Consider the following 8,947-nt stretch of genomic DNA (forward strand, 5'->3'; position numbering starts at 1 on the left):
TCAGGGTGTCGGGGTCGGAGTTTGTGTCGGAGTGGAGGTGGGTGTGCTGACGGCTGGAGCGGGGCTGAACTCCACCGTGCAGAGATAGCGGATGTTGCCGATCCCCACCTCCACCTCCTGACAGTGTTCGCCGGTGATGACAGCCCCCGGCGGCAGCTGCTGCCGTGCCCGAGCGAGGGCATTGGTTTTGTTCCAGATCGAGGAGGCGGTGGCGCTGCCAGCGCGGGCGGCGGGGGACAGCCCCGCGATGCCAGCCAGCAGCATTCCGGCGAGCAGCGATCCAGTCAGGAGCAGACGGGCCAGCGCGGGGGTGGGCCGCTGGGCGAGGCGGAGAGGGGAGACAGGCAATGTGGAGCAACTGCAGCGTCATCCATGAGTTTTGCTGCCCACCGCGCCCGCAAGCGTTTCGGCCAGCACTGGTTGGTGGATCAGGGGGTGCTCGGCCGCATCGTGGCGGCCGCAGAGCTCGAGCCCGCCGATCGGGTGCTGGAGGTGGGGCCGGGTCGGGGAGCGCTCACCGAGCGGCTGCTGGCCTCGCCGGCGGGGGTGGTGGCAGCGGTGGAGCTCGATCGCGATCTGGTGCACGGTCTGCAGGAGCGTTTTGGCGGCGAACCGCGGTTCAGCCTCACCCCAGGCGATGTGCTGGCGGTTGAGCTGCCGGCAGCCAACAAGGTGGTGGCCAACATCCCGTACAACATCACCGGCCCCCTGCTGGAGCGCCTGGTGGGCCGCCTCGATCGACCCGTTGCCCGCCCCTACGAGCGCCTGGTGCTGTTGGTGCAGCGGGAGGTGGGGGAGCGCATCCGCTGCCAGCCAGGGGCCAGCGCCTACTCGGCGTTGAGTGTGCGGATGCAGCTGATGGCCCACTGCCGCAGCGTCTGTGCCGTTCCCCCGCGCTGTTTTCAGCCGCCGCCGCAGGTGCACTCCGAGGTGATCCTGCTGGAGCCCCTGCCAGCTGCCCAGCAGCTGGTGCCGCTGCTGGCCCGCACCGTGGAGATGCTGCTGAAGCGCTGCTTTGCTGCCCGACGCAAGATGCTGCGCAACACTCTGGCGGGCCTGCTCCCGGAAGCCCAGCTGGCTGAGCTGGTGGCAGCGGCGGGTATCAACCTGCAGCAACGGCCCCAGGAGATCGCCCCGTCAGCCTGGGTGGCGTTGGCGGGCGGCTTGAATCAGACCACCACTGTCACTGCGCCCCCTCCCGCCCATGGCTGACCTGTGCGTGCGGGCCCCCGCCAAAATCAACCTGCACCTGGAGGTGTTGGGCCTGCGACCCGACGGCTTCCACGAGCTGGCGATGGTGATGCAGTCGATTGAGCTGGCGGACACCTTGCGGCTGCAGCCCACCGCCGATGCCCGGATCAGCCTGCGCTGCGACCGAGCCGACCTGCCCACCGATGGCAGCAACCTGATCGTGCGGGCTGGCGAGCTGTTGCGGGCCCGTTCGGGGTTTTCCGAGCTGGGCGCCGAGATTGTGCTTGAGAAACGCATCCCCATCGGTGCCGGGTTGGCCGGTGGCTCCAGCAACGGGGCGGCGGCCCTGGTGGGCCTCAATGCCCTGTGGGGGTTGGGCTTTGATGCCGAGACCCTGCAGACGATGGCCGCCGAGCTCGGATCCGACATGCCGTTCTGCCTCGATGGCGGCACCCAGCTGTGCTTCGGCCGTGGCGAGCGGCTGGAGCCGGTGGAGCGCGCGGAGCCCCTGGGTTTGGCGGTGCTGTTGATCAAGCACCCCGAGGTCAGTGTCAGCACCCCCTGGGCCTACGGCCGCTGCAAGGCGATGCGGGGTGATTTTTACCTCCAGGGCGAGCACGACTTTGAGCAACGCCGTCAGGCGTTGCGCCAGGGGCCGCTGCTGCAGGCCCTGCACCAGGGCGCTGCCCTGCCTGCGCTGCGCAATGACCTGCAGGCCGTGGTGGAACCCGAGGTGGAGAGTGTGCGGCAGGGCCTGGCTCTGCTGCGCCAGGCCGAAGGCCCGCTGGCGGTGGCCATGAGCGGATCGGGCCCGAGCCTGTTTGCCATCTTCGCCGGCCTCGCCGAGGCGCAGGCGGCCCAGGCCGGCTTGGCGTCCCAGCTCGAGCAGGCGGGCTTTGAGGCCTGGTGTTGTGGCTTCAGCAACCGAGGTGTCAGCCTGGAGGCGTGAGCGACCCCAATCCCCCGACCGAGTCCGATGCGGCTCCCCGCAAGGGCCCCCTGAGCTTCCTGTCCGGTTCGCTCACCGCCGGGCTGCTGGCCTGGTTTGCCCTGGGCTTGAGCCGCCGGATGGTGAGCTACTACGCCCTGCACCCGCCCAGTTACAGCTCTGCCATTGCCCAGAGCATTGCCACCGCCCTCAAGACCCTGATTGTGGGCATGGCCTTCCTGGCCACCTTCAGCTTTGCCTTCATTGCCGTGGGGTTGGCCCTGGTGTTCGTGCGCAGCCTGGTGTCCGGTTCCGGATCAGCCCCTGTGGAGTCGGGTAAAACTCCCTAACCTCCATCCACTAGCGCCGTCCTATGACCCCCCACGACCTTGGTCTGTTGGTGACGCTGTTGCTGCCCGGCATGCTGCTGTCGGTGCTGCTGCTCTCCACGTTCGCTGCCGGGGGCTGAGGCCACTGCCGCCGCTAGCGGCTGAGATAAGTTGGCGGCACCACCGGTCCTGTGCCGGAATCGCCTTCCCGCCGTGGCAGAGACGCTTCTCTTCAACGCCCTCCGCGAGGCCATCGATGAAGAGATGGCCCGCGATCCGCACGTCTGCGTGATGGGCGAGGACGTCGGCCAATACGGCGGTTCTTACAAGGTGACCAAGGACCTCTACGAGAAGTACGGCGAACTGCGGGTTCTGGACACCCCGATCGCCGAGAACGCCTTCACCGGCATGGCCGTGGGGGCTGCCATGACGGGTCTGCGCCCGATCGTGGAGGGCATGAATATGGGCTTCCTGCTGTTGGCCTTCAACCAGATCTCCAACAACATGGGGATGCTGCGTTACACTAGCGGCGGCAACTACACGATTCCCACCGTGGTGCGTGGCCCCGGTGGTGTCGGTCGGCAGCTGGGGGCGGAGCATAGTCAGCGCCTTGAGGCCTATTTCCACGCGGTGCCCGGCATCAAGATCGTGGCGGTGAGCACCCCTACCAATGCCAAGGGGTTGATGAAGGCGGCGATCCGCGACAACAACCCTGTGCTCTTTTTTGAGCATGTGCTGCTGTACAACCTTTCGGAAGACATTCCCGAGGGCGACTACATCTGCGCCCTGGATCAAGCGGAAGTTGTGCGCGAGGGCAGTGATATCACGATCCTCACCTATTCCCGCATGCGTCACCACTGCCTCAAGGCGGTGGAGCAGCTGGAGAAGGATGGTGTGAGCGTGGAGCTGATTGATCTGATCAGCCTCAAACCCTTCGACATGGACACCATCGCCCGCTCGATCCGCAAAACCCACAACGTGATCGTGGTGGAGGAGTGCATGAAGACCGGCGGCATCGGCGCTGAGCTCATTGCTCTGATCACCGAGAATTGCTTTGACGAGCTCGATGCCCGGCCGATTCGTCTCTCTTCCCAGGACATCCCCACGCCCTACAACGGCGCCCTGGAAAACCTGACGATCATCCAGCCCCACCAAATCGTCGCCGCGGCCCAGCAACTGCTCGCGGGCCAGATCTGAGATGGCCCGCCAACAGGGGTGGTTTGCCCTGATCCTTGCCCTGGCCATCGCGGCCGGAGCCCTGCTGTTCAGCTGGAACAGCCCCTCCACCCCGCTGGGGCAGAGGCTCGGCCTGGATCTCCGCGGTGGCAGCCAGTTGACCCTGCAGGTCCAGCCTGCCGGAGCCATCACCACCGTCCGCAAAGAGCAGCTCGACGCCGTTAAGGACGTGCTCGATCGCCGCATCAATGGGTTGGGCGTGGCTGAGTCGACTCTGCAAACCGTCGGCGACGACCAGTTGGTGTTGCAGCTGCCCGGCGAACAGGACCCCACCCGGGCGGCCACCGTGCTCGGCACCACGGCCCTGCTGGAGTTTCGGGCCCAGAAACCGGGAACGGAGCAGCGCATGCAGGAGCTGCTCACCCTGAAGCGTCAGGCCACGGCCCTGCTGGCGCGCCTGGGCCAGCCCAGCCAGGACAGTGCACCGTCAACCAGCGATTCCCAGCAGGCAGACCCCAGCCAGGCAGACCCCAAGCAAATCGACCGCGAGCAGGTGCAGGCCGATCTTCAGCGGATCAACGTTGACATCGTGGCGCTCTTTGAGCCGGCCAGCCTCAGTGGCAAGGATCTCGTGACTGCTGGGCGGCAGCAGCAGCAGAGCGGACCTGGCTGGGATGTGACCCTCAGTTTCAACAAGGATGGGGGCGACAAGTTTGCCCAGCTCACCCAGTCGATTGCCGGTACAGGGCGCCTGCTGGGGATCGTGCTCGACGGGCGCTCGATCAGCGAAGCCAGCGTGGGCCCTGAGTTCAAGGCGGCCGGCATCACCGGTGGCTCCGCCAGCATCACCGGCAATTTCAGCGCTGAAGAAGCCCGTGATCTGGAGGTGCAGCTGCGCGGAGGCTCTTTGCCCCTGCCGGTGAAAATTCTGGAGGTGCGCACGATCGGCCCCTCGCTCGGCGCCGAAAACATCCGCACCAGCCTGCTGGCTGCCCTCACCGGCCTGTTGCTGGTAGCGGTGTTCATGGTGGTGGTGTACCGCCTCGCCGGCATCGTGGCAGTGATCTCCCTCTCTCTGTATGGCCTGTTCAATCTGGCCGCCTATGCCCTGATTCCCGTCACCCTGACCCTGCCAGGCATTGCCGGATTTATCCTGTCGCTGGGCATGGCGGTAGACGCCAATGTGCTGATTTTCGAGCGGCTCAAGGAGGAGTTGCGCACTGGCAACACCCTCATTCGCTCGATCGACACGGGCTTTTCCCTCGCCTTGTCTTCCATCCTCGATGGACAGGTCACCACCCTGATCAGCTGTATCGCCCTCTTCGCTCTGGGCACCGGTTTTGTCAAAGGCTTTGCGGTCACCCTTGGCATCGGTGTGCTGCTGAGCCTGTTCAGTGCTCTCACCTGCACCCGCACGTTGTTAAGGGTGCTGATGAGTTATCCAGCCCTGCGCCGGATCGATTACTTCATTCCGCTGGCCCAGCGCTCTGAGCGAGTGGCTTGAGTTGACCATGCCCCCCATCCCTGCCCCTTCCTCCACCAGCCGGCCGATGTTCGCCTTCCGCGTCAACCGTCATCGCCGCCGTCTTTGGCTGCTGTCGCTGGTGGCTTTGGTGTTGAGCATCCTTGGGATGGCCCTCAGCTGGACCTCTCCGTCGATCCGAGCCCCACTGCGGCCGGGTCTGGACTTCACCGGAGGCACCCAGATCCAACTCGAGCGGCGCTGCGAGTCCGCTTGCACCCCTCTGACGGTTTCCACCCTGCAGCGGTCGCTCGCTGCCCTGAAGCTGCCCGCCGATGGCGCCAATCCAGCCCCTGCATTGGCTGGGGCTTCGGTTCAGCTGCTGGATGGCGGCCGCTCCCTGGTGGCGCGCACCCCCAGCCTCAGTCCGGATCAGGCCCAGGTGGTGCTGCAGGCGCTCCAGGATCAGGTGGGAGACACGGTGCCCGGTGGTTTGTCCATCGACACGATCGGCCCCACGCTGGGCTCCCAGTTGCTCCAGGCCAGTTTGGTATCGCTGCTGGTGAGTTTTGTGGGCATTTCCCTCTACATCAGTTTTCGTTACGACCGCATCTATGCGGCCCTGGCGTTGTTGTGCCTGGCCCACGACGTGCTGATCACCTGCGGTCTGTTTGCCTGGCTCGGTCTGCTGGCCGGGGTGGAGGTGAACAGTCTGTTCGCCGTGGCCCTGCTGACCATTGCCGGCTATTCCGTGAATGACACGGTGGTGATCTTTGATCGGATCCGTGAGAAGCGGAACCAGCTCAAGGACCTCCCCTTGGCGGATCAGGCCGATGAAGCTGTGATCAGCACACTCACCCGCTCCGTCTACACCTCCCTCACCACCCTGCTACCACTGATCGCCTTGATCTTCTTTGGCGGCAGCACCCTGTACTGGTTCGCGATTGCCCTCAGTTTCGGCATCCTCGTAGGCGCCTGGTCCAGCATCGGGGTGGCACCCACCCTGCTGCCGGTACTGTCCCGTCGCTGACCGTTCACTGCGGAGGCTTGGCTGGGCGATGGTCCCCGTATCGCTGGGCCTGCTGGCCCTGTTGGATCTGCGGGTTGAGTTGCAGTTGCTCCTGGAACACTTCACCTTGGCAGGGTTGGGGGCGGCGATCCGCAGCCATCCGCTGGCGGTGGCGGTGTTGCTGCTCCTGCCCTCGCTCCTGCAGCGCTACCGCGGTCGGCCCAGATAAAGAACTAGGTCCAGCGATCCATCACTTCCTTCACCACCACTTCCTCGCAAAGCACCTGCAGCACCACCACCAGGGGCAGGGCCAGCAACACCCCGGGCAATCCGAGCAGGGCCCCTAGGCACAGCTGGGCGGTGAGGGCCACGGTGGGCAGCAGATTCACCGTGCGACGCAGCAGCACCGGCGTCAGCAGAAAGGCCTCGGCGTTTTGGAGCACCACCCGCAACACCAGCACCTGAATCATCTTGGCCGGCGAAACCAGCAGGGCCAGGGCCAGGGGCAGCAGGGTGGCAGCGGTGGGGCCGATGGTGGGAACGAAGGTGAGCAGGCCGCAGATCAGGGCGCTCAGTAGCGCCAGGGGCACCCCCAGCAGCGCCAGCCCCGCCCAGGTGAGCAGAAACACGCTCACGGCGGAGAGGGTCATGCCGGCCAGCCAGCCTCCAAGGGCCTGGCGGGATTCGCTCAGCAGGTGGCCCATCTGGAGCCGCAAGAAGCTCGGCGTCAGCGCCACTACAACCTTCTGGTGACTGCGCGGATCCAGCGCCAGCAGGATGGCCAGCAAGGCCATTAACACCAGTTGGATCGACGTGTTGGCGGCCCCGCCGGCAAACCCCAGCAGCTGGCTGCCGAGGGGTTGCAGGTTGTCCCAGGTGCCCAGCTCCATCAGCTGGCGCTCCAGGCCGGGCAGCCAACGCACCTGACCGGCGAGGTCGGCCAACCTTTGGGCGAGGGCCGGCAGCAGCTCCGAGAGTTGGCTGATCTGCTGAAGCAGTTCCGGCAACAGCAGTTGGGCCAGCAGCCCACCCACCAGCACCAGGGCCACCAGCACCAACACCAGGGCGGCGGGCCGGTTCAGCGGTAGCAGGCGCCGCAGAAGTGTGATGGGCACATCGAGGGCCACGGCCAGCACCACCGCGCCAAACAGCACCAGCAGCACCCAGCGCAATTCCCAGCTGAGCAACCCCAACACGATCAGGGCCAGAGCCCCCAGCACCGTGCGGCCGTTCATGGGGTCAAGGGGCCAGCCGGTGGCGTTTCCATGGATCCAGGATGTCGTGGATCAGCAGGTCGCGCACGATCACCTGCAAGCACACCGCCAGGGGCAGGGCGAGCAGCAGGCCGAGGGGGCCGAACACCACCGTGAACAGCAGCTGGGCCGTGAGGGTGAGACCGGGCAGCAGCCGTAGTTGGTGGTGCATCACCGACGGGGTGATGAGGTAACTCTCGAGATTTTGCACGGCGACATAAAGCACCAGCACCGCTGCAGCTTTCCACGGGGCATCCAGCAGGGCCACCGACATCGGAAAGAGGGTGCTGAGGGTTGGTCCCACGTTGGGAATGATGTTGAGCAGCCCCGCCAGTAGCGCATTGGCGGCCACCAACTTCACACCCAGCAGGCTCAGGCCGATGGCCGCCAGGGTGCCCACACACAGGGAGCTGATCAGCACTCCCACCATCCAGGCACTCAGGGCCTCGCCGCATTGCACCAGCACCTGGCGGAAACGGCGCCGGTAAAACGAAGGCACCAGCAACACGGCCACCTCGCGATAGGCGACGGGTTGCACCGCCACCATCAGGGCCACTGCAAATACAAACAGGGTTTGCAGCAAGCCGGTGCCGAGACCACCAGCCAGCCCCACCAGTCGCAGGGCGCCGGACCCCAGGCTGCCGCCCAGACCAGACGACAAGCCGCTGGATGCGTCGGCTCCGCCGATCAGGCCATTGCGCAGCCAGGACAATCCGCCTTCTCGATTGCCGTAAAGCATCTGGCTCACCCGAGCCAGGCCATCACGCAGCAGCTCCAGGAGGGTTTCGGCGGCCGCCGGCAATTTGCTCAGCAGCTGGCTGAACTGGTCGACGAACGGGGGAATCACCGCCGTGGCCACCACCGCCAGCAGCAGGGTTGCCGTGCCCAGGCTGAGCAACAGGGCAACTGGACGGGAGCAGCGCAGGCGGGTCTGGATGGCACCCACGAGGGTGCAGAGCGCCATCGCCAGGACCACGGCAGCAAACAGATGCATCAGGCTCTGGCGCAGGTTCCAGAGCAGCACCAGGGCTGCCACCAGCGCCAATAGCCCCAGCCATTGGCCGAATTTCAAGGGATCAGGCCTCGTCCTGCTCCGCCTGATCTTCGCCCTTGTTGTTCGAGAAGCCGAGATCGTGACTGTCGGCGTAACGCTGGGCAAAGCGCATGAAGCGGTCGAAGTCTTCGGTGCTCTTCCAGGTGTAGGTGCACTCGAGGGCGCTGGCCTTGCCATTGACAAAGCGGGCCTTGACCTCACGGGTCACCAGCTCGCCCTCCTCATCCACCAGGAACATGCCGGTGATGTCTCCCATGCTCTCAGGGGCGAGGGCGTCGGGTTCTTCGAACACGAACAGGGCCTGACCGGTGCGGCCATCGCGGGAGCGGGTTAAGCGGATATCGGGCACGACCGGCTCATCCACCCCGCGGAAGAACTGAATGGCGGCGCCCATGGCAAGCGGGGACAAAAATCAATCCTAGGAGCCTGTCGCACATTCCAGCAGGCACAGCTTCCCCTCTCCCCGTTGCTTGGGGGTGAGCTCGGAGGGTTGCTCTTTGCAGGGGCCTGAGCGGCCCTGAGCAGTGCTCCCTCCCTCAGCTTGC

General features: G+C 65.6%; 11 protein-coding genes. 7 read left to right on the top strand and 4 right to left on the bottom strand.

Going from position 1 to position 8,947, the window contains the following annotated elements:
• Nucleotides 1–348, bottom strand: coding sequence for a hypothetical protein (locus KBY65_RS09135; RefSeq protein ID WP_198953837.1), 348 nt, complete (start codon nt 346–348; stop codon nt 1–3).
• Nucleotides 349–372: 24 nt separating this feature from the next.
• Between KBY65_RS09135 and rsmA the strand changes: the two genes are divergently transcribed.
• The 7 genes from rsmA (at nt 373) to KBY65_RS09170 (ending at nt 6,324) form a co-directional block, all read left to right on the top strand.
• Nucleotides 373–1,212, top strand: a complete 840-nt coding sequence (gene rsmA, locus KBY65_RS09140; RefSeq protein WP_094559558.1) for a 16S rRNA (adenine(1518)-N(6)/adenine(1519)-N(6))-dimethyltransferase RsmA — start codon at nt 373–375, stop codon at nt 1,210–1,212.
• On the top strand, nt 1,205–2,140 hold the full coding sequence (ispE, locus tag KBY65_RS09145; RefSeq protein ID WP_254987293.1) for a 4-(cytidine 5'-diphospho)-2-C-methyl-D-erythritol kinase: 936 nt from the start codon (nt 1,205–1,207) through the stop codon (nt 2,138–2,140). Before rsmA ends, ispE begins: the two co-directional genes overlap by 8 nt.
• The gene (locus tag KBY65_RS09150) at nt 2,137–2,469 is read left to right on the top strand and encodes a DUF3082 domain-containing protein (protein WP_094559560.1); all 333 of its coding nucleotides are present in this window, start codon (nt 2,137–2,139) and stop codon (nt 2,467–2,469) included. The genes ispE and KBY65_RS09150 overlap by 4 nt, the downstream gene beginning before the upstream one ends.
• A 192-nt stretch (nt 2,470–2,661) precedes the next feature.
• Complete coding sequence (locus KBY65_RS09155; RefSeq protein ID WP_255001385.1) at nt 2,662–3,645, top strand: pyruvate dehydrogenase complex E1 component subunit beta; 984 nt, start codon at nt 2,662–2,664, stop codon at nt 3,643–3,645.
• Between the two features lies 1 nt (nt 3,646).
• A complete protein-coding gene (gene secD, locus KBY65_RS09160) occupies nt 3,647–5,128 on the top strand; it encodes a protein translocase subunit SecD (RefSeq protein ID WP_094559562.1) in 1,482 nt (493 codons plus the stop codon).
• A 7-nt stretch (nt 5,129–5,135) separates the two neighbouring features.
• Entirely contained in the window at nt 5,136–6,116 is a 981-nt protein-coding gene (gene secF, locus KBY65_RS09165; RefSeq protein ID WP_233128463.1) for a protein translocase subunit SecF, read from the top strand.
• 28 nt (nt 6,117–6,144) lie between these two features.
• Complete coding sequence (locus KBY65_RS09170) at nt 6,145–6,324, top strand: hypothetical protein (RefSeq protein ID WP_254987296.1); 180 nt, start codon at nt 6,145–6,147, stop codon at nt 6,322–6,324.
• A gap of 4 nt (nt 6,325–6,328) precedes the next feature.
• Here KBY65_RS09170 and KBY65_RS09175 read toward each other — a convergent pair whose 3' ends face one another.
• From KBY65_RS09175 to psb28, 3 genes are read right to left on the bottom strand one after another with little or no spacing between them, the layout of a single operon-like run.
• Complete coding sequence (locus KBY65_RS09175; protein ID WP_094559565.1) at nt 6,329–7,330, bottom strand: AI-2E family transporter; 1,002 nt, start codon at nt 7,328–7,330, stop codon at nt 6,329–6,331.
• A 4-nt stretch (nt 7,331–7,334) separates the two neighbouring features.
• A complete protein-coding gene (locus KBY65_RS09180; RefSeq protein ID WP_255001387.1) occupies nt 7,335–8,420 on the bottom strand; it encodes an AI-2E family transporter in 1,086 nt (361 codons plus the stop codon).
• A gap of 4 nt (nt 8,421–8,424) precedes the next feature.
• Nucleotides 8,425–8,796 carry a photosystem II reaction center protein Psb28 gene (gene psb28, locus KBY65_RS09185; RefSeq protein WP_094559567.1) on the bottom strand — a complete coding sequence of 124 codons (372 nt, stop codon included), beginning with the start codon at nt 8,794–8,796 and terminating at the stop codon, nt 8,425–8,427.
• Between the last annotated feature and the right edge of the window lie 151 nt (nt 8,797–8,947).

It is taken from the genome of Cyanobium sp. Alchichica 3B3-8F6 (genome assembly GCF_024346435.1).
Lineage (GTDB): Bacteria > Cyanobacteriota > Cyanobacteriia > PCC-6307 > Cyanobiaceae > Cyanobium_A.

What these genes read in the sequence shown, in the direction of transcription:
- rsmA (WP_094559558.1), top strand. Translation starts at nt 373, where the DNA reads ATGAGTTTTGCTGCCCACCGCGCCCGCAAGCGTTTCGGCCAGCACTGG.
- ispE (WP_254987293.1), top strand. Translation starts at nt 1,205, where the DNA reads ATGGCTGACCTGTGCGTGCGGGCCCCCGCCAAAATCAACCTGCACCTG.
- secD (WP_094559562.1), top strand. Translation starts at nt 3,647, where the DNA reads ATGGCCCGCCAACAGGGGTGGTTTGCCCTGATCCTTGCCCTGGCCATC.
- secF (WP_233128463.1), top strand. Translation starts at nt 5,136, where the DNA reads ATGCCCCCCATCCCTGCCCCTTCCTCCACCAGCCGGCCGATGTTCGCC.
- KBY65_RS09170 (WP_254987296.1), top strand. Translation starts at nt 6,145, where the DNA reads ATGGTCCCCGTATCGCTGGGCCTGCTGGCCCTGTTGGATCTGCGGGTT.
- KBY65_RS09175 (WP_094559565.1), bottom strand. Translation starts at nt 7,330, where the DNA reads ATGAACGGCCGCACGGTGCTGGGGGCTCTGGCCCTGATCGTGTTGGGG.
- psb28 (WP_094559567.1), bottom strand. Translation starts at nt 8,796, where the DNA reads ATGGGCGCCGCCATTCAGTTCTTCCGCGGGGTGGATGAGCCGGTCGTG.